The organism is Paracoccus sp. JM45 (assembly GCF_003590715.1).
Lineage (GTDB): Bacteria > Pseudomonadota > Alphaproteobacteria > Rhodobacterales > Rhodobacteraceae > Paracoccus.
Window position 1 is genome coordinate 13178 of sequence record NZ_QQVY01000001.1, and the last position, 24492, is coordinate 37669.

Below are 24492 nucleotides of genomic sequence, written 5' to 3' on the forward strand. Positions count from 1 at the left end.
AGGTAACATGACACGCCACAATGATACCGCTTACATCACCCACATTTGGAATGGCCGCAGCTTGGGCAGGTCATGCAGCCTTCGACCATGCGCAGACCGTATTGGCCACAGCTGGGGCATGCGGGACCGCGGGGGGCTTCGCCTTCGCCAACGGCCACGACTTCGGCCTTGGGGTCGGTCTTCAGGCCCATGCCTTCGCCGGCAAGAAAGCCTGTCTCGATCAGGTGACGTTCGATCACGCCGCCAATCGCCGCCAGAATCGAGGGCACATAGCGACCCTGCATCCATGCACCACCGCGCGGATCAAAGACGGCTTTCAGTTCCTCGACCACAAAGGACACATCGCCACCGCGACGGAAAACAGCCGACACCATGCGCGTCAGCGCAACAGTCCAGGCGTAATGTTCCATGTTCTTCGAGTTGATGAAGATCTCGAACGGGCGACGGTTGTTCGACTGAACGATGTCGTTGATCGTGATATAGATCGCGTGTTCCGACCCTGGCCATTTCAGCTTATAGGTCGCGCCTTCCAGCGCTGCAGGACGGTCCAGTGGCTCGGTCAGGTAAACGACATCGGCGCCCTGATCAGCTTCGGGGGCGGCTTCGGTTTTTTCGCTGACCGACAGGACCGATCCGGTCACGTCATTGGGGCGATAGGTCGTGCAGCCTTTGCAGCCCAGATCCCACGCCGACATATAAACGTCTTTGAATTCTTCAAAGCTGATGTCTTCGGGGCAGTTGATGGTTTTCGAAATTGAGCTGTCGACCCATTCCTGCGCCGCTGCCTGCATGGCGACGTGATCTTTCGGGGCCAAGGTCTGTGCGTTTACGAAGTAATCGGGCAGCGCGGTGTCGCCCTTGAGGTCGCGCCACATCTGGACGGCGTAATCGACGACCTCTTCTTCGGTGCGCGAACCGTCCTTCTGCAGGACCTTGCGGGTATAGGCATAAGCGAAGACTGGCTCGATCCCCGAAGACACGTTGCCTGCATAAAGACTGATGGTGCCCGTCGGCGCGATCGAGGTCAGCAGCGCGTTGCGGATGCCATGCTTGGCGATCGCGTCGCGCACGTCCTTGTCCATCTTGGACATAAAGCCGGACGCCAGATATTTTTTGGCGTCGAATAGCGGGAAAGCCCCCTTTTCTTTCGCCAGATCCACGGATGCCAGATAGGCAGACCGCGCAATCGCTTTCATCCAGACACCGGTCTGTGCAACCGCATCAGCGGCACCATAACGCAGGCCCAGCATCAGCAGCGCATCGGCCAGACCGGTGACACCCAGACCGATACGGCGCTTGGCGTTGGCTTCGGCCTCTTGCTTGTCCAGCGGAAATTTCGAGGCGTCGACGACGTTATCCATCATGCGGATCGCAGTGCGGACCAGATCGTCCAGCGCCTCGGGGTCCAGCTCGGCGGCGTCGGTAAAGGGGTTCTTGACCAGACGCGCAAGGTTGATCGAGCCCAGCAGACACGCACCATAAGGCGGTAGCGGCTGTTCACCACAGGGGTTCGTCGCGGCGATGGTTTCGACATAGTTCAGGTTGTTGGCTTTGTTGATCCGGTCGATGAAAATCACGCCCGGTTCGGCAAAGTCATAGGTCGCCTTCATGATTTGGTTCCACAGATCCAGCGCCTGAACGGTGCGGTACACCTTGCCGTCGAACTTCAGTTCCCACGGCGCGTCGGCACGGACGGCATCCATGAAATCATCAGTGATCAGGACCGACAGGTTGAACATACGCAGTCGGGCGCTGTCCTGCTTGGCCTCGATGAAATGTTCGACATCGGGGTGGTCGCAACGCATCGTGGCCATCATGGCCCCGCGGCGCGAGCCTGCCGACATGATCGTCCGGCACATCGCATCCCAGACATCCATGAACGACAAGGGACCCGAGGCGTCTGCTGCCACACCTTTGACCGCCGCGCCGCGCGGACGCACGGTGCTGAAGTCGTAACCGATTCCCCCGCCCTGCTGCATGGTCAGCGCGGCTTCCTTCAGCATGTCGAAAATGCCTGACATGCTGTCCGGAATTGTGCCCATGACAAAGCAGTTGAACAGCGTGACCGAACGCCCCGTTCCGGCACCGGCCAGAATGCGGCCAGCGGGCAGATATTTGAAATCTTCCAGCGCGCTATAGAACTGTTCTTCCCACTTGGCGGGTTCCTGTTCTACACGCGCAAGATCGCGTGCCACGCGACGCCAGCTGTCCTCGACCGAGCCGTCAACGGCTTGCCCATCGGCGTCTTTCATCCGGTATTTCATATCCCAGATTTGTTCCGCGATAGGGGCAGCAAAGCGTGTCATAGCAGCTTCCTTTAGTGTTCAATGCTAGGGGATGCACCATATATGGTGTCGTTGCTGGTGGTTTAACGTGATCTATGGCCGGGGGCAATATGGCAAAAATGACTATTTCAAGTCAGTTTTGATCTCACGATAACTTCTGCCTTGGACGACAGTGACTTACGCGTTTCACCTAGAATCGGCAGTGGATCATGAAGGCAAACAACCACCGATCCGTGATGTTTTACCGACAACACATTCAGCAGATGTGACCCCAGATCCATATCGGCCCACCAGCCATAGAATCGCGGATCCTGCCCCGAAGGGGCGCGGTATATCGCGGTCATTGGCTGGATGGCCAGATCCTGCGGAAGGTCATCGGCAAGAAAACCCTGAAACAGCGTCGCCTTGAATGGCAAAACGCGTTGGCCGTCAGATGACGTGCCCTCGGGGAAGAACAGCAACCGATGCCCCGCCCGCACACGGGCTGAAAATTCGGCGGCCTGTTGACGGGCAAGACGAGGGTCGCGGACAACGAAATGCGTATTGGTCACACGCGTCAGGACGTTGATGCCGGGCCAATTCGCCACCTCGGCCTTGCTGACGAAAAACACCGGCATGGCGGCGTTCATGACCAGAATATCAAGCCAGCTGGAATGGTTGGCCACAACCGCCCCCGGACCGCGCATCGGCCTTCCCTGCCGCGACCAGCGCAAGCCGATGCACATAAGCGACAAACTGCAGACCGCCTGCACGTAAGGGCCGGTCCAAGGGCGGCGTATGCCATAGAACAGCCGTTCGACCCCACGCAGGGGCAACAGCAGGATCACACCGATCAGAAGGACCAGAATGGTGGGGATACCGCGACGTGCCACGCGCAGCCAGTCACGCAGCCCATGCGGGCCGGAAAGAGCCAGTGGTTCACCCTCGCGCCAGGTCGGTTCGGTCATGACGTGTGCCGGCGGCTTTCGTAGAACTGCTTGTGCCGCGGCGACATCTCCGAGGTGTCCATCATCAGGAACACATCGGTGGTGTTGAAGGCGCGGTCGACATAGGCGCCCTCGCCCACCAGACCGCCGACGCGCAGATAGGCTTTGATCAATGCGGGCATGCCAACCATCGCCTCGCGCCGGTCAAGGCGTTCGGGCGTAATCAGGTCCATATCAACAAAGCCGTCCGGTTGCGCGCGCGGGCGCAGATCAACGGGGGCCATATGCTGGTGGTGCAGCCAGCTAAGCGAAGGCGCCAGCATTTGCACATCGGTGCCGTGAAAGCTGGCGACGCCGAACAAAATCTCGGATTTCTTTTCCAGCACGTAATCGGACAAGGCGTTCCACATCAGGAACATGCCCGAACCGCCACGATAATCGGCGTGGACACAGGACCGGCCCAGTTCCAGCAGCGGGCGACCGCTGGCCCGCAAAGGGGCCAGATCATATTCGGTATCACAGTAGAAGCGCCCGAATTCCGCAGCCCGATCCCCCGGCAACAGGCGATAGACCCCGACGACATGATCCAGCGTTTCGGCGTTGCGCCGTGTATCCACCAGACAAAGATGATCCACCACCGGATCGAATTCGTCGCGTTCCAGACGGGCATCGTGATCGACCATTGGACCGGTGCCGCCCAGCTCCTCGACGAAGACGCGATAACGCAGACGCTGCGCGGCCATCAGGTCCTGCGTGCTTTTGGCAAGGCGGATCTGGAAGAAGGATGGTTCGGCGCGGTTCACGGGACCTCGGCTTGAATACTATTGCGCCTGTCTAGGAAACGCGGGGCATCATTGCAACATGACACACCCGACGTCACGGACGCGGATAAGGTCAAGCTTGCACAAAACAACCTATAGTTGCAAAGTTTCGTCATGAGACGCGATTACATTTCATTAAAACGCACGATTTCAAGCTGGACCCGCTTTCCATCGATGACCTGTTTTCCGGCATCGGCGAAATTGACGGTAATGCGATCACCGATGCGGGACTGGACCTGCCCCTCGCCCCATTCAGGTGCGCCGGGATGACGGACGATCACGCCGGGTTCCAGTATCTCATTCACCGCACCAACTCCTTCAGTTAGCAGAAAGATAGACAAATATGACGGTCGATACAACGCGGATCGCTGCGGGCGATCTGGCCGCACTTCTTGGGTCGCGACTTTGCCATGATCTGGTGTCGCCTTTGGGGGCCATCGGAAACGGGGTCGAACTGCTTGAAATGTCACCGGACTTCCCCGACATTGCCCAATCCCCCGAAATGCGACTGATTGCCGAGGCTGTTTCGGCGGCCCGTTCGCGCATTCAGGGATACCGCATGGCTTTTGGCATGGCATCGGGCGACCAGCGCATTCCGCTGGCCGAAGCTCAGCGTTTGCTGGACGGAATGACCGCGCAAGGCCGTCTGGCCATCACGCTGCAGGCCGATGGTAATTTTGCCCGCACCGATATCCGCATGGTGATGCTGGCATTGATGTGTCTGGAAACCGCAATGCCATGGGGCGGCAGCGTCACCGTTTTGCGTCAGGCACCGTGCTGGCGGCTAGTTGCCACCTGTGCGCGGTTGAAACATGACCCCGAACTTTGGGCGTGGCTCGACGGCGGTGCGGCGCGCACCCCCGCGGCATCCGAGGTTCATTTTGCAATGCTGTCTGAAACCGCCAGAGAAGCAGGCAAACGCCTGTCCCATCAGCTGGATGACAAAGGCGGCGAGATCGGTTTCTGATCCCGCCACTTTGATCAGCTGCGGATGGTCCCATCACCGGTGACCAGATATTTGAAGCTGGTCAGCTGTTCGGCCCCGACCGGACCACGGGCATGCATCTTGCCCGTTGCAATGCCGATTTCGGCACCCATCCCGAATTCGGCACCATCGGCAAACTGGGTCGAGGCATTACGCATCAGAATCGCACTGTCCAGCGCGGCAAAGAAGCGTTCTGCAACCGCGTCATCCTGCGTCAGAATTGATTCGGTATGCTGGCTGCCATATTCGCGGATATGGGCAATGGCACCTTCCACACCATCCACCAGTTTGGCAGCGATGATCATGTCAAGAAACTCTTGCCCGAAATCATCGGGTTTGGCTGGAACGGTGCCTTTGATACGGGCCAGCTCCCCTTCGGCACGGACCTCGACACCGGCTTTCACCAGATCCTCGATCAGGACAGCGCCATGCATGGCGTAAAACGCGCGGTCAATCAGCAGGCATTCCGCCGATCCGCAAATACCCGTGCGGCGCGTCTTGGCGTTCAGCACCACACGTCGCGCTTTTTCCAGATCTGCCGCGCCATCGGCATAGACGTGACAGATGCCTTCCAGATGTGCAAAAACCGGCACGCGGGCGTCACGCTGGACCAGCCCCACAAGGCCTTTACCACCGCGCGGAATGATCACGTCAATCAGCCCCTGCGCGCCCAGCATCGCGCTGACCGCGGCGCGGTCACGGGTCGGCACCATCTGGATGGCGGCTTCAGGCAGACCGGCGGCGCGCAGCCCATGAACCATGCAGGCGTGGATGGCGGCGCTGGAATGCAGGCTTTCCGAACCGCCACGCAGAATCACTGCGTTACCGGATTTCAGCGCCAGGGCACCTGCATCGGCGGTTACATTCGGGCGGCTTTCATAGATCACACCGATCACGCCGATGGGGGTACGGACGCGTTTGATGTTCAGCCCCGACGGGCGGTCCCAGTCGGCAATCACCTGACCCACCGGATCATCCTGTCCGGCCACATCGCGCAGACTTTTGGCAATTGCCTCCAATCGCGATGTATCCAGCCGCAGGCGGTCCAGCATTGCGTCGCTAAGGCCCTTTTCGCGGGCAAATTCCAGATCGCGGGCATTGGCATCAAGAATGGGTGGCGAACCGGCGATCACTGCATCAGCCGCAGCAAGCAAAGCCGCACGCTTTGCCGGTGCTGGTGCCTGCGCCAGTTCGACCGCAGCCAAACGTGCGGCTTTGCCAAGACCGTCGATCAGTTGCTGCGCCAGTGCCATATCCGTCATTTCATCCCCCTGCGCGATTGCGCGTGAAAACCATGCAATTAAAAAAGATTGCGCCCCCGCGGGGGTGGTCTTCTTTTCGGTCTATCTGGAAGGATTTAAAATGAAGAAATGGCGCGGTTGACGGGGCTCGAACCCGCGACCCCCGGCGTGACAGGCCGGTACTCTAACCAACTGAGCTACAACCGCGCATATCTTCGGACGACAAATGAGTTGTGGCGCGGTTGACGGGGCTCGAACCCGCGACCCCCGGCGTGACAGGCCGGTACTCTAACCAACTGAGCTACAACCGCCCAACTCATTCACTGCAGCGTTCGTCCTCTGCAGTGAGGCGGTATCTACTCAGAGGGGGCGGCCCCGTCAAGGCCGCCCGTGAAGTTTTTCGAAGTTTTTGTGAAATTATTCGAAGTCTCTGATTTTTATATAGGTTTTACTGGGGTTATTCACTGGCCTTATGTTCCGGCAAGGCTTCGATCTGATCGGATGCCGTTGCGATATAGGCCCGCAGTTCACCATCCTCGTCCCGCTGGAAGGACAAATCGGCCAATGGCAGCGCGACATTCTTTTCGCCCAGACCCAAGAAACCGCCGACACCGATAATGGCGGCTTCGCTGTCGGTATCGAACATTTCGATGCTGCCGACTTCCTCATCGTCCGCGCTATAGACAGGCGTGCCGTCCATGCCTTCGGCCATCACCTCATCCGCCTCGACCAGCGAACTGCCTTCGCGCAGTGCAATGGCATTGGCACTGGCCGTTACCTCGCCCGAGCTGGGGGCGACTTCGGTGGTCGCCGCATCGGCAACAGCTTCGTCGGCGGTATCTTCTGTGGCGGCATCGGCATCAGGCGCCTGTGGATCGGATTCCGGCATTGCCTCGGTCGGCATTGTGTCTGATTCCGGCGCAACTGCGGCTTCGGGACCGTCTTCAGCCTCGGTCATGGGGGCTGCTATATCGTCCGAGGCGGGTTCAACCTCGGCTTCGGGGGCGGGTTCTGCTTCGGTTGCGGCCTCCTCCCCCTCGGGGGCTTCGCCCATCTGGTCTTTCGGGTCGGCTTCTTCAGCCATTGCGTCTCCAGCTGCCGGTTCTTCGGCTGTCGCCTCATCAGCCGCCGGTTCTGCGGCAGCGCCCATGCGGGTCACGGTCAATTCGGCAGTTTCCGCCGCGTTGATCGTAACATTGGCTTCTGCTTCGGTCACTTTGGCTTCGATCTGTTCGCCATCGGCACCCATGACTGTGGGTGCGCAATTCTCGACCGTCACTTCGGGGGCTGACTGAGAGACTGTGACCATCGGATCGGCGTTGGCGTCTTCCGGCATTGTCACGGTCACCTTGGGGGGCGTCTGCGTCACGGTGACCACGGGGGCACATTGCTGGACTGTCATCGCCCCACCTTCGGCGGTGTCTTGTGCAAAAGCGGGGCCGGTCAGCAAAGTGACAGCGGCGGCGGTTCCCAACAGATGTCTGACCATCAGATCCTCCTACGATGATACGGGTGCCTTGCGGCATTCCCGTGTCAACCAACCAGCAGGATAAGGGTTCCGCCGCGCCTAACGTGGATGGCTGATGCGCCCGCCGCAGACCGGCGCGGGAACACCCGTGGTCATCGGACCCGAAATCGGCAGACCGCGCATGACCCGCACCGCCATCCACCCGAATGCCTGCGCCTCTAGCATGTCGCCATCCAGGCCGACCGTTTCGATGGGCGCGACAGGGATACCCAGATCGCGGGTCAACGCCGCCATGATCGCGGCGTTATGCCGACCGCCACCACAGACCAGAACGCGCGTACAGCCCGCGAGCATCCAACGCATCCCCGCTGCAACGGAACCGGACACGGCAGCCACCAGCGTTGCCGCCGCATCTTCGACCGAAAGCCGGTCAACAGCCGCAATCAGCCCCGCAAACTGGTCGCGGTCCAGTGATTTGGGCGCGGGCCGGTCGAAATAGGGATGCGCCAAAAATTCCGCCAGAATTGCCGCATCGACCTTCCCGCTTGCCGCCAACGCCCCGCCGTCATCACGCGACTTCTGCAGGCGCTTGCGCATGAGATCATTGATGGGCGCATTGGCGGGACCGGTATCAAAGGCCACACAGGCCCCTTTGGTCTGGGGCGAGGCTGATGTCGGATCGACCCAGCTGATATTCCCCACGCCGCCAAGGTTCAGAAACGCCACCGGCGCTGCGGGCAGATGCCCCTGCCCGATGGCCCATTCCGCGCAGGCCCAGTGGAAAAAGGGCACCAGTGGCGCGCCTTCGCCGCCTTGGCGGACATCCTCGGACCGGAAGTCCCAGACGACAGGGCGGTTGATGGCGCGGGCCAGTTCGGCACCATTGCCCGCCTGATGGGTACCGCGACCGCGCGGATCATGCGCCAGCGTCTGCCCGTGAAAGCCGACGACCTGCGCCTGCGGAAACTGGCGGGCCAGCTCGGCGTGACTGTCCTGAACCAGACGCGCCACATGCGGAATGCAGGGCGCATCCTGCCATGACCCGAGGGCCGCATGCAGAACCGCGGCCTCATTTCCGGAAAAGGCGCGAAAGGCGGTGTCGCCGAAAGCCGCGATCCTTTCGCCGTCGGTTTCAATCAGCGCTGCATCCACCCCGTCAAGCGAGGTCCCCGACATCATCCCCAAAGCCGTGATCATCGCGCCTTTTCCTTTATTGCCACAGCCTGTATATCGCGGGTGTTCAAAAGGATGAAGCCCATGACCTATCAGCCCAAATCCGACTTCCTGCGCGTCATGACCGAGCGCGGCTATCTGGCCGACTGCACGGATTATGAAGCCTTGGACAAGGCACTGCTTGCCGGGCCGGTCACCGCCTATATCGGCTATGACGCGACGGCGGCCAGCCTGCATGTCGGGCACCTGCTGAATGTCATGATGCTGCGCTGGTTCCAGAAAACCGGCAACCGCCCCATCACCCTGATGGGGGGCGGCACGACCAAGGTCGGCGATCCCTCCTTCCGCAGCGATGAACGCCCCTTGCTGGACGATGCCGCGATCCAGGCCAATATCGATGGGATGCAGCAGGTCTTTGACCGCTATCTGGATTACAGTCCCGATGGCGCAACCATGCTGAACAATGCCGAATGGCTGGACGGTTTGAACTATCTGACCTTCCTGCGCAATATCGGGCGGCACTTCAGCGTCAACCGGATGCTGGCCTTTGAATCGGTCAAATCGCGTCTGGACCGCGAACAGTCGCTGTCGTTCCTTGAATTCAACTATATGATTTTGCAGGCCTATGACTTTCTGGAACTGAACCGTCGCTATGGCTGCCAGTTGCAGATGGGCGGGTCCGATCAGTGGGGCAATATCATCAACGGCATCGATCTGACGCGCCGTGTGGATGACACCCAGCTGTGGGGCCTGACCTCGCCCCTGCTGACCACCAGCGATGGCCGCAAGATGGGCAAATCGCAGGGCGGTGCTGTCTGGCTGAATGGCGCGATGCTGTCGGCCTATGACTTCTGGCAGTTCTGGCGCAACACGACCGACGCCGATGTGGGACGCTTCCTGAAGCTTTACACCGAATTGCCGGTCACGGAATGTGATCGTCTGGGTGCCTTGGAAGGATCCGAAATCAACGAGGCCAAGGTTCTGCTGGCCAATGAGGTCACGACCCTGCTTCATGGCGCTGAAGCCGCGGCCAGCGCCGAAGCAACCGCCCGTCAGGTCTTTGAACAGGGCGGTGCCGGTGGCGATCTAGAGGTGGCGTTGCTGCCCGCCGATACCGCGACGGATGGCCTGACCGTCATTCAGGCGCTGGTCCAGTCAGGCATCGTCGCATCGGGGAAAGAGGCCAAGCGCCTGATCGCGGAAGGCGGTCTGCGCGTGGACAACGTGGCGGTCACCGACCCGCAAACCATGGTCGATCCGGCCGCCCTGTCCGAAGGGGTCAAAATCTCGGTCGGGAAGAAAAAGCACCGGATGCTGCGTCTGGATACGGCCAAGGCCTGATCTGAGCTGACGTCATAGCTGCCATGCCACCGCCCTGACCTTGCGTCAGGGCGGTGGTATTCCGTCCGGCAACGCCATATCTGACCGCTCGGGAAGGAAATGACCCAAGCCCAAGGATATGGAACAATGTCGAACACCCAGCAGAAACCGCTTAGCATCGCGGACCGCAAACGCAGCATCGAGGCGGATGCCGTTCTGGACCAGATGTATGGCTATTTCACGCGTGAGGAATCGCCCCGCTACGTCGTCACCGAACTGGACGCACAAAAGGCTGCCTGATGACCGGTAGCAATCCGACGACATCAGGGGCCCTGTGGGGCCCCTTCGTATATCCGCATTCTGCCGTTTTCGTGAACGAGCGTTAATTGCGGCTTATGGCCACCCTTGGTCAAATGCCTCAAAGATCACGGGATAGAAGAATATGAACATTCGACAGAATATCGTCGCCTCTTTGGCAGCGATCAGCATGATGGGCGCGACGCCTGCTTTGGCTGACAAAGGGTACAACGGCCACGACAATGGTCGCCACGAGGCGCGCGGCCATAAGAAAGCCCGCGAACGCCACGGTAAGCAGCCCCCGCGCCGTGCATCGCATTATAAAACCGGCGACCGTTTTTCACGCGGAAGTCATGAACATCTGCGCCACCCCGCCCGACACGGTTTGGAACAGCGGCGTGATTGGGAATACTATCGCGATGGCGGTCAGGTCTATCGCGTGGACAGCCAGACACAGCGTATTCTTGCGGTGATCAATCTACTGAACGCATTCTGATAAAACGAGCCTTGGCGCCCTTCGTGATTGCTTTTTGTGTATCGTGGGAACGATGATGACATTTCTGTCATTATTCCGACAGATGCAGGCACAGGGGGGCTGTCATGGCGCGTCACTTTTGGGGTCCGGGCTTTGACGCAGGGCTCTGGACAATCCGGTTATGGGCACCGCGCGCGGCGCAGGTCCAACTGGTTTCAGGCGACGCCCCCACCCCAATGACCCGCGACGACGACGGTATCTGGTCCGCGCAAATCACCGCAAGTCCGGGCACCACCTATAAATTCCGTGTTGATGGCACCGATATGCCCGACCCTGCCAGCCGCCTTCAGGCAGGGGGCGTCGATGATGCTTCGGTCCTGACCCTTCCTGACAACCATGATTGGCGCTGTGACTGGTCCGGACGCGATTGGTCCGAGGCAGTCATATACGAATTGCACATCGGCACCTTTACCCACGCGGGCACATTCGCCGCCGCGCAGGAAAAGCTGGACGCGCTGGCCGAGCTTGGATTTACAGCCATCCAACTGATGCCCGTCGGCCAGTTTTCGGGGAATCGCGGGTGGGGCTATGACGGCGTGCTGCCCTATGCGCCCCATCCGGCCTATGGCTGTCCGAATGACTTGAAGCGGTTTGTCGATGCGGCACATGCCGCCGGTCTGATGGTCATCCTTGATCTGGTGATGAACCATTTCGGGCCGGATGGTGCCTATATCCACCATTCATCGCCCGATTTCTTTGACGCTGGCCGTGACACACCATGGGGTCCGGCCATCAATTTCGACCAATCCGCCGTGCGTGACTTCTGGACCGGTTGCGCCCTGCACTGGCTGGAAGAATACCGCATCGACGGATTGCGGCTGGACGCCGTGCACCAGATCCGCGGACCGGGTGCCGACGGTTTCATGCGCGATCTGGCCACCGAAATCAAAGCCCTGTTCCCCCGCCGCCACCTGATTACCGAGGATGAGCGTAACATCCCAGATCTGCGCGAAAATGCGGGCTATGACGCCTCATGGAACGATGACTTCCATCACGCCATCCACGTCGCCCTGACGGGCGAGGCTGACAGCTATTACGCCAGTTTTTCAGTCGATCCCCTGGCCGACCTAAACCTTGCCCTGCAAAACGGCCATATCGAGGAAGGGCAGCCCCGCCCGCCTTTGGCAACACCGCGCGGGGAACCCTGCGATCATCTGCCAGTGACGGCTTTCGTCAATGCCATCCAAACCCATGACCAGATCGGCAACCGTGCCCATGGCGACAGGCTGACAACGCTGGCCGATCCTGACGATGTCGCGGTTGCCTATGCCCTATTGCTGGTGTGCCCCTATATCCCGATGGTCTTCATGGGCGAGGAACGCGGCGAAACCGCCCCCTTCCAGTTCTTCGCCGATTTTCAAGGTGATCTGGCCGAGGCTGTCCGCAAAGGCCGTGCTGCCGAATTTTCGGGCATTGCCGCTTTGGGTGACGCGGTCCCCGACCCGCTGGACAAGGCAACCTTCGATCGTTCCAAGCTGGGCTGGCGCGATGATGAACCCGCGCAATCGTGGATGTTTCTGACACAACAGGCCCTGAAATTTCGGGCACGACATGTTGTTCCGCTGATCAAGACGCGCCGGACAGGCGTTCAGGTCAGCCGCCCTGCCCCCGATCTGATCCGCGCCGAATGGCAGTTTCAGGCCGGAACGCTGGCTTTGTCGCTGGCATTCGGCCAACCTGACCCTGATCCGTTCCCTGACGCCATGTTCCATACTGCATCCCCGACCGGACGTTTTTCGCTGAGTGCAAAGGCAATTTATCATGACCCCAAATATCCCGACCGCCACCTATCGCGTCCAACTGCGTGACGGTCTGGATTTTGCCGGACTTCAAGCCCGCTTGGGCTATATCGCGGGCTTGGGCATATCGCATCTGTATTTGTCGCCGATTTTCAGCGCGGTCACAGGTTCGACCCATGGATATGACATCATAGACCCCAGCCGGATTGATCCCGTATTGGGGGGGATGCAGGGTTTTCGTGATCTGGCCAAGGCGGCGACGGATCAGGGCTTGGGCATTATTCTGGACATCGTCCCGAACCATACCGCGTTTTCAACGGAAAACCCTTGGCTGGACGATGTGCTGCGACGCGGCCCCTCTAGCCGTTATGCCCCGCATTTCGACATCGACTGGCAGGCGGGGCCACTGGTCTTGCCATTCCTGCCGGAGCCTTTCGAAAAACTGCTGTCCGACGGGGCCTTTACGGTCAGCGACGGCATGTGGCGCATGGGTGATCTGGCGATCCCCTTGGCCGAAAACACCGCTGACGGCGATCTTCGCGACATCCATCAGGCGCAGCATTGGCGGCTGGTGCACAGCGATCTGGACCGCGACGGTATCACCCACCGCCGCTTTTTCAACGTCACCGGCCTGATCGGGATGCGGGTCGAGGATCCGCGTGTGTTCGATGACACCCATTCGCTGATCATCGAACTAGTGCGTGACGGTATGGTGCAGGGCCTGCGCGTGGATCATATCGACGGTCTGGTCGATCCCGCCGGATATCTGACGCGTCTGGCGCAGGAACTGCCCGACACCCCGATCTGGGTCGAGAAAATCCTTGTCGGTGACGAACGCCTGCCCGACGCATGGCCCACCGCAGGCACGACCGGATATGAGGCCGCAGAACTGATCACCCGCATGCTGACCCATGCCGACGGCTTGTCCCGCCTTGATACCATCTGGTGCCAGACAACCGGCAATGACCTTGGCTTTGCAAAGGCATTGTCCCAAGCCAAAGCCGATGTTCTGGACAATGAACTGGCGGCTGAAAGGCGGCAGCTGTCGCGCCTTGCGGCTGATGCCTGCGCGGGGTCGACCATCGCCCAACCCGGCCCCGAATCCCTGCGCGAGGCTGTGACAGCCCTGCTGATCGCTTTGCCGCGCTACCGCACCTATGTCTATGATGGCCAGACGTCCAAGGATGACCGTGCCCTGATCGCCCGCGTCGCTGATGATGCGGCCCAAGGGCTGCGATCGGATACGGTTGTCCGCATGCTACAAACCATCATGACCGATCCGAAGTCCGAGGCGCAGCACGCTTTTGTCACCCGCTTCCAGCAGGTATCGGGCGCACTGCTGGCCAAGTCGCAGGAAGACACCGCAGGCTTTCGCTGGACCCGCTATCTGGCCGCCAATGAGGTGGGTGCCGAACCCGACGAAGCCACGGTGACCAGTGCCGAGGCCACCGGCATCCTGTCCGCCCGCAAACCTGCAGATATGGTGCTGACCTCGACCCATGATACCAAACGGTCCGAGGATGCGCGCATGCGCCTGGCCGCCATCAGCCATCTTCCGGAAGACTTCCGCAGCTTGCTGCACGACGCACAATCCCTGCCCTGCGCGAAACATCTTGCACCCGACTGGCAATGGTATCTGCTGCAATCGGCACTGGCGATCCATGGTGCCGATGATGCAGGCAACCGCCTTGCCAACCACATGGAAAAAGCGATGCGAGAGGCAAAGCTGACCAGTTTCTGGACTAATCCCGATCAGGATGCCGAGGCAGCCGCCGCCCGCATGGGCCATGCGGTGCTGGACCAATGGCGCGACAACCCGCAGCCCGCGCTGTTACGCCTGCTGCAACGCGGACAGGCACTGTCGCTGGCGCAATTGTTGTTCAAAGCGCTGATGCCGGGCTTTCCCGATTTCTATCGCGGGTCCGAGGATTGCTTTCTGGCGCTGACCGATCCGGACAACCGGCGCGCGGTCGATTGGGCACATCTGGCCGCGCTGCCAGATCAATCAGGCTTTGGCGCAATCAAGGCGCGGTGGACGCGTAATTTGCTGACATTGCGCCGCGACCATGCACCCTTTCTGGCCGATGCCCCGACGCAAGCGCATGTCGAAGGTGACTGCATCCGGATTCTGCGGGGAAACATGGATCACGGCATGATGGCGCAGCTGTGCATGGATAGGTCAGAAACCGCCGAGGGTCACAATCTTCTGTCTTTCCAATCGGATGATGGTTGCACGGTGACCCTGACGGCCTTTCAACCATCCCCTGCGCCGACTAACATTTGACAACCTGGGGAACAAGGCGAACCCGTTTTCTGTTCAGGCAATATCCGACCGCGTTCCGGCTTTGACCAGCAAGAGCGGCCGTCACCCTGACCCGAGGATTTCGCCGTGACCTCCCATAATCAGACCTGCTTTTTCGACCCAGCCTTGCGTGAAACCGTCCGTGATGTCGCCACCGTTCTGCTGGCGGGCGGCAAGGGGACGCGCCTGCACGATCTGACCGCCAATGACAGCAAGCCGTTGGTGCCCTTTGCGGGGCGCAACCGTATCATCGACTTTGCCATGGCCAATGCTGCGCGGTCGGGAATTGCCCGCATGCTGGTGGCCACGCAATTCGCGCCACAGACGCTGCATGATTATCTGCCCGCCCGCTGGGGCCAGCAATTCGCCCGCAATGGCATCCTGCTGCGTGATGGAAAAAACCGCTATCTGGGCACTGCTGATGCGCTGCGCCACAATTGGCCCGCAATCTGCGAAAGCACCTCGGACGAGGTTCTGGTGCTGGCCGCTGACCATGTCTATGACATGGATTATGCGGCGCTGATCCAGTCACACCGTGCTTCGGGCGCTGTGGCGACGGTGGCGGTGGATGTGGTGCCCGTGGCGCAAGCATCAGCTTTCGGTGTAATGCAAGCAGGCGCGGACGGGCGTATCCTGTCCTTTCTGGAAAAACCGGCCAACCCACCGGCGATGGCGGGCCATCCGGACAAAGCACTTGTATCGATGGGTGTCTATGTCCTGTCGCGTCGCTGGTTGCACAGCGTGATGTTCGACACCCACCCCGATGCCATGGATTTCGGTCATGATGTCATTCCGCTGGCGGTCCAGCAGGGACAAGCCTCGGTCTATCAATTGCCGGTGGGGGCGAATGGCGAAACCTATTGGCGCGATGTCGGTACGCTGGATGCCCTGCGCCTTAGCCAGCTTGATTTTATCGACGCGGCCCCTGCCCGTCTGCCGCGCCAGACGCCGGTTGCCGATTGGTATCTTGGCAAGGGCAGCGTTGCGATGACCGGTGCAGTTGTGTCCCACAGCGCTGATCTGACCAATACCATCGTGGCATCCGGCACATTTGTGCCCCCCGGACTGGTCACAGGTCAGGACCCGCACGAGGATGCGTTGTGGTTTACCCGCACCCAAGCCGGAACTGTGCTGATTACGCAGGCAATGCTGGATCGCAGAGCTGTCATGCGGATCCCGCGCAGCCGGATTTGTGTTACACCTGTGTTTGATGAACCGGCATATGGGAAAGACAAACTTCATGCGTGACATGACCACTTCGCCCTCTTTCGATCCGACCTTGGCGCGGTCAGACATATTGGGGGCGGAATTTCAGGGTGAAGGAACAAACTTCGCCCTGTTTTCGGAAAACGCGACCAAGGTCGAGCTTTGCCTATTCGACGAAACCGGCGAAACCGAATTGCACCGCCTGTCCCTGCCGATGATGGAGGGAGGGATCTGGTATGGCTATCTGCCCGATATTATGCCCGGTCAGGTCTATGGCTATCGCGTGCATGGCCCCTATGCCCCCGAACAGGGCCATCGCTTTAACCATCACAAGCTGCTCCTGGACCCCTATGCCCGCGAATTGCGCGGAGAGATCATCTGGGACGACGCGCTGCATGGATATACCATCGGTCAGGATGACCTGTCCTTTGACGAACGTGACAGCGCACCCTTTATGCCCAAGGCAGTCGTGGTCGACAGCCAGTTCGATTGGGACAGTGACCGCGCCCTGCGCACGCCTTGGTCCGAAACCGTCATCTATGAGGCGCATGTCAAAGGCATGACCCAGATGCATCCCGATGTGCCGCAGAACCTGCGCGGCAGCATTCAGGGGCTGGCATCGGATGCGGTGATCGACCATCTGAAAACCATCGGCGTTACAACGATAGAGCTGCTGCCCATCCACGCCTTCGCCAATGACCGGTTTCTGACGGAAAAGGACCTGTCGAACTATTGGGGCTATTCCACGCTGTCTTTCTTTGCGCCCCACGCCCCCTATCTGCAATCCGGCCAGATCAAAGAGGTGAAGGAGGCGATCCGTCGTTTCCACAAGGCGGGGCTTGAGGTTATCTTGGACGTGGTCTTCAACCACACCTGCGAAGGCAACGAACTGGGCCAGACGCTGTCGTTCCGCGGGATCGACAACGCATCCTACTATCTGCTGTCGCCTGACGACAAACGCCACGGCTTCGACACCACCGGCACCGGCAATACGCTGAACCTGTCGCATCCGATGGTACTGCGTATGGTCATGGACAGCCTTCGCTATTGGGTCGAGGCGATGCATGTCGACGGCTTCCGCTTCGACCTTGCCTCAACCTTGGGGCGCGAGGGGTATGGCTTTGAACGCGACGGGTCGTTCTTTAACGCGATCCGCCAGGACCCCGTGCTGTCCGGCATCAAGCTGATTGCCGAGCCGTGGGACATCGGGGATGGCGGCTATCAGGTCGGTGGCTATCGCTGGCCCTTCCGTGAATGGAACGACAAGTTCCGCGATGACACCCGCGCCTTCTGGCGTCGTGATACCGGCCTGCTGCCCGTCATATCCGAACGGCTGTCGGGATCGCCTGTGCAATTCAACCACAGCCAGCGTCCTGCCACCTCTAGCGTCAATTTCGTGGCAGCCCATGACGGGTTCACGCTGTGGGATACGGTCAGCTTCAACGACAAACACAATGAGACAAATGGCGAAGGTGGCCGCGACGGCCACGACCATAATCTGTCCGACAATCTGGGCGCCGAAGGTCCGATCGACGACGAAGGTATCGACACTGCCCGCTTGCGCCGTGCTCGTGCGATGCTGGCGACCGTGATCCTGTCCCAAGGGGTGCCGATGATCCTTGCGGGGGATGAAATCGGTAATTCCCAAGGCGGTAACAATAACGCCTATTGTCAGGATAACGAGATTTCATGGCTCGATTGGGAAAGCGGTCGTCAAGATGTGCAGGTTGCGGTGCAGGCGCTGACAGCCTTCCGTGCCAGAACTGCGCTGGCACAGGCACGCTTTGCCGTGCCGCCCGACCAGCCCCATCCAGATCATCCCGTCACCTGCTGGCTGCATCCGCGTGGTGATGACATGACGCCTGACGATTGGGCCGATGATCAGTTGCAATGTATGGGGATGCTGGTGAAAGGCAGCGGGCCGGATCAGGTGCTGATCGTCGTAAACGCCGGTGACGATGCGGAATTTGCGCTGCCCGATGGCGACTGGCATTTGCAGATCGACACAGCCCGCGATGATGTTTCCTGCGATGAAACCGCGTTGGGTGTGGTGGATGTGCCTTGGCAATCGGTTCTGGCGTTCAGCCGCCCTGCAAGCTGATGAAACGCCGCCCCGAATGATCGGGGCGGTCGTTTTTCAAAGACTGACCAGATGGTTGTCCCATGCCAGATCATGGACCATCGCGCCGTTCGGGCAGATCACCCCGCCCAGACCATCGGTAAAGGCCAGACCGTTGCCCGCTTTGGCGACCCCGCAGATATCGCCACGGCGCATGATCTGCGGCGGCTCATCCGTATCGGCCTGAAAGATATGGGCGGCATTGCCACGCGGACCGGTAATGGCAACCGTGCTGCCATCCCCCGAAAACGACACCGAACCGGCATAACCGTTCAGCGCGCGCTGTTCGGCATGATCGGCGGACAGCAAGCGCGGTTCCTGTCCCATCTTATGCAGGATCAACAGCGGGATGACCGTTTCCAGATCACCTTCCCACTGAATTGCAGCCGCCACCATTCCGTCGTCGCGTGCCGACAGATGCCTGATTGACCCTTTGGCAAGTTCAGGGGCCAGCGTGACCGTATCAATGATCTCTCCGTCCCTGATGTAGGTCAGGTTGGGGTGCATATCCTCGGGGTTCAGCTTTTCGCGTTCGCTGTCGGGATGGGTCAGAATACCGCCATTGGCGACGGCCAGAACCTCGGTTCCGGGCAGGCGGATCACTTCGTGCGGGCCGATGGCACCGGTAGGAATTTCGCCGATGCGGGTATAATTGCGACGGGTGTCCCAGACGCCCAGCATACCGTCGCCGGTTTCATAGGCATTTTCGGTGGTGACCAGAATATCGCCGTTTTGCAGATAGGCACCGTGGCCATAGAAATGGCGGCCTTCGGGGGACTCCAGACGGCGGACAACCCGCCCGCTGGCGCAATCCAGAACCAGCGCGAATGTGCCGGGGCGGCGGGCAAAGGCCACAGCCTCGGCCCGTGTCGGATGGGCGGCTGCGGCATGGCCTCGGTCGGGCAGATCGACGCGGAACGCAATCACCCCCTTGGCGGTCAGACCGTAAAGCGCGAATGCACCGGACGGATCACGCGCCGCCGCCAAAAACGAAGGGTTGCCGACGTCAGCCCAGCTGGCCGCAGGGATAAGGGCCCCTGCCCCGCCAGCCGCAAGACTGGCCAACAAACGACGACGACTTAGCATCAATCACCATCCGCGGCATTAAAGCCGACCTGAACGTTCAGGGCTTTGCCCAATTCTTCCTGTGCAAGGGCCTGTGCTTCCTTGATGGTGGTCTGCACAGCCTCGGCGCGGAAACGCATGGCGGGGTCATTGACATCGGCCAATGCCGGATCGGCCAGACGTCCTGCCTGATCTTGCGCACGTGCAAAGGCCGCATCGGTCAGTGGCGCATCACCCAGTTGCGCCGAAAGTTCGCGCAGGGATACGATCTGCGTCTGGATCATCGGCAGCGATTGTTCCGAACGACGCAATTCGGCGCGCAGGGGACGCGGATCGTCGAAACTGCCCAAGGGGCGGCCAAGGCGCTGGTCGGCCAGATACTCCATCCCCGCCAGCAGCACGGTATAAAGGCTTTGGTTCACCTCGTCCTTCGTCAAAAAGCGCAGATGGCCGTCCTGACCCGGATTGCGCATCTGGTCGGCGAAATCTTCATGCCAGCCGTCGCGGATGGTGGTGGCCGTCGCGGCCAGATCATCGGCCAGTGCCAGCGTCACATCACAAGGCTGGGCTTCATTTTCAAAAATCTGCCGTTCCAGCGCGCCCAAGCCACGCGCTGCAACAGATGCCTGCGCCAATGCCTCTGGCGTCAGGGCCTCAGCGCCCTGTGCCTGTAACAGGCGCAAGCCGCGCGCCGTGGCATCGCGATCATCCGGCCAGAACAGGACGGCCTTTGCACGGCCACCATCCTGTATCGGCCCCATGTTCAGATGCGAGACACCTGCCCATGCCTGCGCTGTTTCCGCAAAGCCCGCGCGCAGGGCGGGGACATCACATGTGGTGTCGGCAAGTGTGGTCGCGGTTTCCGTAAAATGGTCGATACGCGGCAGGATGTGGTGATCAAGGACCCCGTCAACATCGGCAAGCGCCGGTGTCGCAAGGCAGATCAGGGCAAGAGTGCGGATCATAGAGACTCCAGAAATGCGATCAATGCCGCGCGGTCTTCGGGGGGCAATCGGACAAAACCGTCTTTGGCGGCTTTGCCTTCTCCTCCGTGCCACAAGACAGCTTCGGTCAGGGTACGGGCGCGGCCATCATGCAGGAAATTGCGTTCGGCGGAAACCTGATGCGTCACACCCAGCCCCCAAAGGGGCGGCGTGCGCCATTCCGCGCCGGATGCCTGTCCTGCAGGAAGGCCGTCATCCAGCCCTGCCCCCATATCATGCACCAGAAAATCGGAATAAGGCCAGATCAGCTGGAAGCTCTGTTCATCACGATCCTGCAACCGGCTGGTCACAAAGGACGGTTGATGACAGGAAATACAGCCGGTTTCATAGAAAACCTGCTTGCCATGCAGCACCTGCGGGTCATCGACATCGGCCCGCGCGGGAACGCCCAGATTGCGGCTGTAGAAAGTCACCAGATCAAGGCTGTCACCTGATACTTCCAGATTGTCCTGTTCGGGGCTAAGCCCGTCGGGGGCATTGCGGCATTCGGTCTGCGCTTGGGTGCAATCACCCCAAGGCGTGGGATGCAGGGGCGATGCGATACCGATATCGGCGTGAAAGGCATCTGCTGCCTGCTGGCGCAATGTCGGGGTGCTGGCCCGTACGCCGAAACGACCCAACATCGGCTGGTTGAATTCGCTGGACCAGACCATATTGGCCCGTCCGCTGATGCCGTCACCATCCGCATCCTGCGGATCGGCAAGGGCAATGATATCTTCTGCCGGTATCGCCTCGACCAGACCAAGGCCGATCATCTGGGGGGCAACGCGCGGGCTGATTTTGGTAGCAGGATCCAAGGGACCATAGCCAAGATTGTCCAGCGACCATTCCGGCCGTCGCAGCGTGACCGTTTCACCGCCCGCCAGCGTAACGGTATCAGCGTCGCGCCAGCTGACGGTGACTTTCCCTTCGGAGGTCATGCCTGCGACGGACAGATCTGAAAACTGGTGCCCGTAGACCGGATCACCCTTGGCCGAGATATAATCAGCCACGGCCTGCAGATCGGCGGGTTCGGGATCAACGGGGATACCCAATCGCACCACAAGACTGCCCGCGTCATCATCGGGTCCGGTGGGCGCATGGCCACGACCGTCCTTGATATGGCAATCCTGACAGGCGCGGGTGTTGAACATCGGCCCCAGACCGTCCGAGGCGATGGTGGATGAAGGTGGCGTCACCCAGATGCGTTCGAACAGACCGTTGCCGACCGAAAACTCGGCTGCCTGTTCGAAGCTGAGGTTCTTTTGGGACAGGCTGAAGGCCTGTTGATCGCCCGTCCGCCGCACGGTGCCCGCACCACCCTGATTGGATTCGAACGGGACGGCCTTGGTGAAATCACGGGTCGGCGTTGTGACGGATTTGATCCGTGCGGCCTCGACCTCGGTACGGGGGACGACCTGCAGATGCGGATCGAAGGTCTGCGCATGGGCGGTGCCCGACAATAACAGGGCAAGGCATGTGGCCGACAGACCGATGCGGGGGGAAATGATCTTCGTTGTCATCTGCATTCCTGATCAAGCTGCCGACAGGGTGCCGGCAGCTTCTTGTGATATGTGTTTACTGGAACACGGCCTCGGGGTCATCCAGACTGTCTGACCCTTCGAAAGCAATCGCATCACGACCCAATACGGCGACAGCGCGTTCGATGTCACGCGTCTGGGCGATCAGACCGTCAATGGCATCCTGAACCAGCTGGCCACCGGCTTCGTTGGCGGGGTTCAGCATCATGTCATAACGCAGTCCAGCCTCGGCTGTGGTTTTCATGCGGGTCATCTGGAACTGGGTATGATCCAGCGCTGCACCCAGACCATCGGCAACCGCCTGATCCTTTTCAGCGACCAGATCACGCAGAGATGCGCCTTTGGTCACCGTGCCGTCCACCCCGACATATTCGCCATAGAACGCGTTGCGGATGCCCAGCGCGTCATAGAAGTGGTCGTTATGCGTATTGTCCGAGAAGCAGGAATGCTCTTCCTCGGGGTCGTTCAGCAGCAGGCCCAGCTGCATGCGTTCACCGGCCTGTTCACCATAGGACAGGCTGCCCATGCCGGTCAGGATACGGTTGATACCTGCGGGATCTGCCATAACCTCGGCGCGGGCGTCACCTTCTGGTGCCCATGCAGCGGCCATATATTCCAGATCCGAAACCAGCAGATCGGTCGCCGCCTGCAGATAAGCGCCACGACGGTCACAGTTGTCGTTCGTGCAATCATCGCCGGTTGCGTAATCCGTCCACGGACGCTGGCCTGCGGTCGCATCATAGGGACCAAGGTCCTGTCCCCACAGCAGGAATTCGATGGCGTGATAACCGGTGGCGACATTCGCCTCGGCGCCATTGGCTTCGTGCAGGACATCGGCCAGCAACTCGGGGGTGATTGTCGTCGCATCGATCTCCGTGCCGGAAATGGACAGCGTCGGATTGGCAATCACATTCAGGTTGGCTGCGGGGTTTTCATCATAACCTTCGGTCGGTGCGGTCCCTGCAGCATCGACATAATCGATCAGACCTTCATCCAGCGGCCATGCGTTGACCTTGCCCTCCCATTCATCAACAATCGGATTGCCGAAACGGAAAACTTCGGATTGCTGATAGGGGACACGAGCCGACAGCCATGCATCGCGCGCATCCTGCAGATGCTGGGCCGAAGGTTCGGCGATCAATGTCCGGACCGCTTCCTGCAAGCGCTGGGCCGTTGTCAGGCTGTCACCATAGGCAGCAGCGGCCATATCAGTGTAATTGCGAAGGACATCCTGTTCTTCCACTGCATGGGCAGCAGTTGCGGTCAGAACACAAAGGGCAGTCGTTGTCAGAAGGCGCATCGAAACTCCGGGTCAAGGAACTGGCTTTTCTTTCTTCTGACTAAAATCGTCGGAAAATGCAATATCGGATGGAACCACCTGTCCAAAGGGCCAAATAATGCCACAACCGGTGTGGAGCGTTTATAATCCACACCGGTCTTGCAAGGCCCTAGTTAAAGACGATCTGCGCCTTAATGGCCTGACTGCGGTCCCCTGCAATCCGGAACGCCGCATCTGCGTCATCCATGGCAAAGCTGTGGGTGACAAAGGGGCTGACATCGATCAACCCCTTCTGCATCAGACTGACGCCTGTGGCGAATTCCTCGTGGAAACGGAAAGAGCCTTTCCACAACAGCTCTTTCGCGGTCATCGCCTGAAGGGGTAATGTCATATCCCCCCCTAGGCCCAATTGAATAATGGTTCCAGCAGGACGCATCGCGGGTATCGCTCCTGCCAGTGCCTGTGCCGCCCCTGAACATTCATACAGCAGATCAAAGCTGCCCTTGTCAGCCGCATATGCATCCAGCGCATTCTGGTCACGCGCGGTATTCAGCACCACATCCGCCCCTGCCTTGCGCGCCATCTGCAAGGCGAAATCGCCCAGATCGGTGGCTACGATCAGATCAGCCCCTGCCCTGCGTGCAGCAAGGATGCACAGAATGCCGATGGGACCACAGCCGGTGATCAGGACCGACTTTCCCAACAAGGGCCCAGCGCGGCGCGTTGCATGCAGGCAGACCGCAAGCGGTTCGGCCATTGCAGCCTGTGCGGGCGTCAGACCATCGGCGGGAACGCATTGTGATGCCTCTGCCACCAGCAGTTCACGGAATGCGCCCTGAATATGCGGGAATGGCATGGCCGATCCATAGAACCGCATGTTCAGACAATGGTTGAACATCGCCTGATCACAATATTTGCAATCGCCACATGGACGCGACGGGCTGACGGCCACCAGCTGGCCCTTGGACAGACCTGTCACACCCTCGCCCAGCGCCTCGACATGACCCGAGACTTCGTGCCCCAGCACCATCGGCTCTTTCAGGCGCACGGTGCCGAAACCACCGTGGTTATAGTAATGCAGATCCGACCCGCAGATCCCCCCTGCCGCCATCCGGATCAGGACCTGCCCCGGCCCCGGGTTCTGGACGGTTTGTTCGTCGATCCGCAGATCCCGCGCGTCGTGGATAACAATGGCTTTCATAGCTGC

20 protein-coding genes and 2 tRNA genes are annotated in these 24492 nt (G+C 60.1%); 8 read left to right on the plus strand and 14 right to left on the minus strand.

Annotated features, from left to right (window positions below):
- Positions 1-35: 35 nt before the first annotated feature.
- From DWB67_RS00070 to DWB67_RS00085, 4 genes are all read right to left on the minus strand, one after another.
- The gene (locus DWB67_RS00070) at positions 36-2306 is read right to left on the minus strand and encodes an adenosylcobalamin-dependent ribonucleoside-diphosphate reductase (protein ID WP_119805479.1); all 2271 of its coding nucleotides are present in this window, start codon (positions 2304-2306) and stop codon (positions 36-38) included.
- Between the two features lie 107 nt (positions 2307-2413).
- Positions 2414-3232 (minus strand): 1-acyl-sn-glycerol-3-phosphate acyltransferase, encoded by an 819-nt coding sequence (locus tag DWB67_RS00075; protein ID WP_119805480.1) that lies wholly within the window; start codon positions 3230-3232, stop codon positions 2414-2416.
- Entirely contained in the window at positions 3229-3954 is a 726-nt protein-coding gene (locus DWB67_RS00080; RefSeq protein WP_119806111.1) for a GNAT family N-acetyltransferase, read from the minus strand. The genes DWB67_RS00075 and DWB67_RS00080 overlap by 4 nt, the downstream gene beginning before the upstream one ends.
- A gap of 203 nt (positions 3955-4157) precedes the next feature.
- Complete coding sequence (locus DWB67_RS00085; RefSeq protein WP_119805481.1) at positions 4158-4337, minus strand: DUF3553 domain-containing protein; 180 nt, start codon at positions 4335-4337, stop codon at positions 4158-4160.
- 38 nt (positions 4338-4375) lie between these two features.
- Between DWB67_RS00085 and DWB67_RS00090 the strand changes: the two genes are divergently transcribed.
- Positions 4376-4999 carry a histidine phosphotransferase family protein gene (locus DWB67_RS00090; RefSeq protein ID WP_119805482.1) on the plus strand — a complete coding sequence of 208 codons (624 nt, stop codon included), beginning with the start codon at positions 4376-4378 and terminating at the stop codon, positions 4997-4999.
- 14 nt (positions 5000-5013) lie between these two features.
- On the opposite strand, the gene DWB67_RS00095 is transcribed toward DWB67_RS00090, so the two are convergent.
- From DWB67_RS00095 to DWB67_RS00115, 5 genes are all read right to left on the minus strand, one after another.
- The gene (locus tag DWB67_RS00095) at positions 5014-6270 is read right to left on the minus strand and encodes a glutamate-5-semialdehyde dehydrogenase (protein WP_370453560.1); all 1257 of its coding nucleotides are present in this window, start codon (positions 6268-6270) and stop codon (positions 5014-5016) included.
- Positions 6271-6388: 118 nt separating this feature from the next.
- Positions 6389-6465, minus strand: a tRNA-Asp gene (locus tag DWB67_RS00100).
- A 27-nt stretch (positions 6466-6492) separates the two neighbouring features.
- Positions 6493-6569, minus strand: a tRNA-Asp gene (locus DWB67_RS00105).
- A gap of 146 nt (positions 6570-6715) precedes the next feature.
- On the minus strand, positions 6716-7747 hold the full coding sequence (locus DWB67_RS00110; RefSeq protein WP_119805484.1) for a PRC-barrel domain-containing protein: 1032 nt from the start codon (positions 7745-7747) through the stop codon (positions 6716-6718).
- Positions 7748-7825: 78 nt separating this feature from the next.
- A complete protein-coding gene (locus tag DWB67_RS00115; RefSeq protein ID WP_119805485.1) occupies positions 7826-8923 on the minus strand; it encodes an anhydro-N-acetylmuramic acid kinase in 1098 nt (365 codons plus the stop codon).
- A 60-nt stretch (positions 8924-8983) separates the two neighbouring features.
- Between DWB67_RS00115 and tyrS the strand changes: the two genes are divergently transcribed.
- From tyrS to glgX, 7 genes are all read left to right on the plus strand, one after another.
- On the plus strand, positions 8984-10240 hold the full coding sequence (tyrS, locus tag DWB67_RS00120) for a tyrosine--tRNA ligase (protein ID WP_119805486.1): 1257 nt from the start codon (positions 8984-8986) through the stop codon (positions 10238-10240).
- A 126-nt stretch (positions 10241-10366) separates the two neighbouring features.
- Positions 10367-10519, plus strand: a complete 153-nt coding sequence (locus DWB67_RS17945) for a hypothetical protein (RefSeq protein ID WP_182911441.1) — start codon at positions 10367-10369, stop codon at positions 10517-10519.
- A gap of 142 nt (positions 10520-10661) precedes the next feature.
- The gene (locus DWB67_RS00125) at positions 10662-11012 is read left to right on the plus strand and encodes a hypothetical protein (protein WP_119805487.1); all 351 of its coding nucleotides are present in this window, start codon (positions 10662-10664) and stop codon (positions 11010-11012) included.
- Positions 11013-11116: 104 nt separating this feature from the next.
- On the plus strand, positions 11117-12859 hold the full coding sequence (gene treZ / locus DWB67_RS00130) for a malto-oligosyltrehalose trehalohydrolase (RefSeq protein WP_119805488.1): 1743 nt from the start codon (positions 11117-11119) through the stop codon (positions 12857-12859).
- Positions 12813-15074: a malto-oligosyltrehalose synthase gene (treY, locus tag DWB67_RS00135; RefSeq protein WP_119805489.1), complete on the plus strand. Its 2262-nt coding sequence runs from the start codon at positions 12813-12815 to the stop codon at positions 15072-15074. Before treZ ends, treY begins: the two co-directional genes overlap by 47 nt.
- Positions 15075-15179: 105 nt before the next feature.
- Positions 15180-16340: a sugar phosphate nucleotidyltransferase gene (locus tag DWB67_RS00140; protein ID WP_255418487.1), complete on the plus strand. Its 1161-nt coding sequence runs from the start codon at positions 15180-15182 to the stop codon at positions 16338-16340.
- The gene (gene glgX / locus DWB67_RS00145) at positions 16333-18399 is read left to right on the plus strand and encodes a glycogen debranching protein GlgX (RefSeq protein ID WP_119805490.1); all 2067 of its coding nucleotides are present in this window, start codon (positions 16333-16335) and stop codon (positions 18397-18399) included. The genes DWB67_RS00140 and glgX overlap by 8 nt, the downstream gene beginning before the upstream one ends.
- A 36-nt stretch (positions 18400-18435) precedes the next feature.
- Here the strand turns inward: glgX and DWB67_RS00150 are convergent, their stop codons facing one another.
- From DWB67_RS00150 to DWB67_RS00170, 5 genes are all read right to left on the minus strand, one after another.
- Positions 18436-19503, minus strand: coding sequence for a DUF1513 domain-containing protein (locus tag DWB67_RS00150; protein WP_119805491.1), 1068 nt, complete (start codon positions 19501-19503; stop codon positions 18436-18438).
- Positions 19503-20447, minus strand: coding sequence for an imelysin family protein (locus tag DWB67_RS00155; protein ID WP_119805492.1), 945 nt, complete (start codon positions 20445-20447; stop codon positions 19503-19505). The genes DWB67_RS00150 and DWB67_RS00155 overlap by 1 nt, the downstream gene beginning before the upstream one ends.
- On the minus strand, positions 20444-21988 hold the full coding sequence (locus DWB67_RS00160; protein WP_255418488.1) for a di-heme oxidoredictase family protein: 1545 nt from the start codon (positions 21986-21988) through the stop codon (positions 20444-20446). Before DWB67_RS00160 ends, DWB67_RS00155 begins: the two co-directional genes overlap by 4 nt.
- Positions 21989-22043: 55 nt before the next feature.
- Positions 22044-23306, minus strand: coding sequence for an imelysin family protein (locus DWB67_RS00165; RefSeq protein WP_119805494.1), 1263 nt, complete (start codon positions 23304-23306; stop codon positions 22044-22046).
- A 148-nt stretch (positions 23307-23454) separates the two neighbouring features.
- Positions 23455-24486, minus strand: coding sequence for an L-idonate 5-dehydrogenase (locus DWB67_RS00170; RefSeq protein ID WP_119805495.1), 1032 nt, complete (start codon positions 24484-24486; stop codon positions 23455-23457).
- Positions 24487-24492 lie beyond the last annotated feature (6 nt).

Coding starts and splice junctions, on each gene's coding strand:
- DWB67_RS00070 (WP_119805479.1), bottom strand. CDS start 2,306: ATGACACGCTTTGCTGCCCCTATCGCGGAACAAATCTGGGATATGAAA.
- DWB67_RS00075 (WP_119805480.1), bottom strand. CDS start 3,232: ATGACCGAACCGACCTGGCGCGAGGGTGAACCACTGGCTCTTTCCGGC.
- DWB67_RS00080 (WP_119806111.1), bottom strand. CDS start 3,954: ATGGCCGCGCAGCGTCTGCGTTATCGCGTCTTCGTCGAGGAGCTGGGC.
- DWB67_RS00090 (WP_119805482.1), top strand. CDS start 4,376: ATGACGGTCGATACAACGCGGATCGCTGCGGGCGATCTGGCCGCACTT.
- DWB67_RS00095 (WP_370453560.1), bottom strand. CDS start 6,270: ATGGCACTGGCGCAGCAACTGATCGACGGTCTTGGCAAAGCCGCACGT.
- DWB67_RS00110 (WP_119805484.1), bottom strand. CDS start 7,747: ATGGTCAGACATCTGTTGGGAACCGCCGCCGCTGTCACTTTGCTGACC.
- DWB67_RS00115 (WP_119805485.1), bottom strand. CDS start 8,923: ATGATCACGGCTTTGGGGATGATGTCGGGGACCTCGCTTGACGGGGTG.
- tyrS (WP_119805486.1), top strand. CDS start 8,984: ATGACCTATCAGCCCAAATCCGACTTCCTGCGCGTCATGACCGAGCGC.
- DWB67_RS17945 (WP_182911441.1), top strand. CDS start 10,367: ATGTCGAACACCCAGCAGAAACCGCTTAGCATCGCGGACCGCAAACGC.
- DWB67_RS00125 (WP_119805487.1), top strand. CDS start 10,662: ATGAACATTCGACAGAATATCGTCGCCTCTTTGGCAGCGATCAGCATG.
- treZ (WP_119805488.1), top strand. CDS start 11,117: ATGGCGCGTCACTTTTGGGGTCCGGGCTTTGACGCAGGGCTCTGGACA.
- treY (WP_119805489.1), top strand. CDS start 12,813: ATGACCCCAAATATCCCGACCGCCACCTATCGCGTCCAACTGCGTGAC.
- glgX (WP_119805490.1), top strand. CDS start 16,333: ATGCGTGACATGACCACTTCGCCCTCTTTCGATCCGACCTTGGCGCGG.
- DWB67_RS00150 (WP_119805491.1), bottom strand. CDS start 19,503: ATGCTAAGTCGTCGTCGTTTGTTGGCCAGTCTTGCGGCTGGCGGGGCA.
- DWB67_RS00155 (WP_119805492.1), bottom strand. CDS start 20,447: ATGATCCGCACTCTTGCCCTGATCTGCCTTGCGACACCGGCGCTTGCC.
- DWB67_RS00160 (WP_255418488.1), bottom strand. CDS start 21,988: ATGACAACGAAGATCATTTCCCCCCGCATCGGTCTGTCGGCCACATGC.
- DWB67_RS00165 (WP_119805494.1), bottom strand. CDS start 23,306: ATGCGCCTTCTGACAACGACTGCCCTTTGTGTTCTGACCGCAACTGCT.
- DWB67_RS00170 (WP_119805495.1), bottom strand. CDS start 24,486: ATGAAAGCCATTGTTATCCACGACGCGCGGGATCTGCGGATCGACGAA.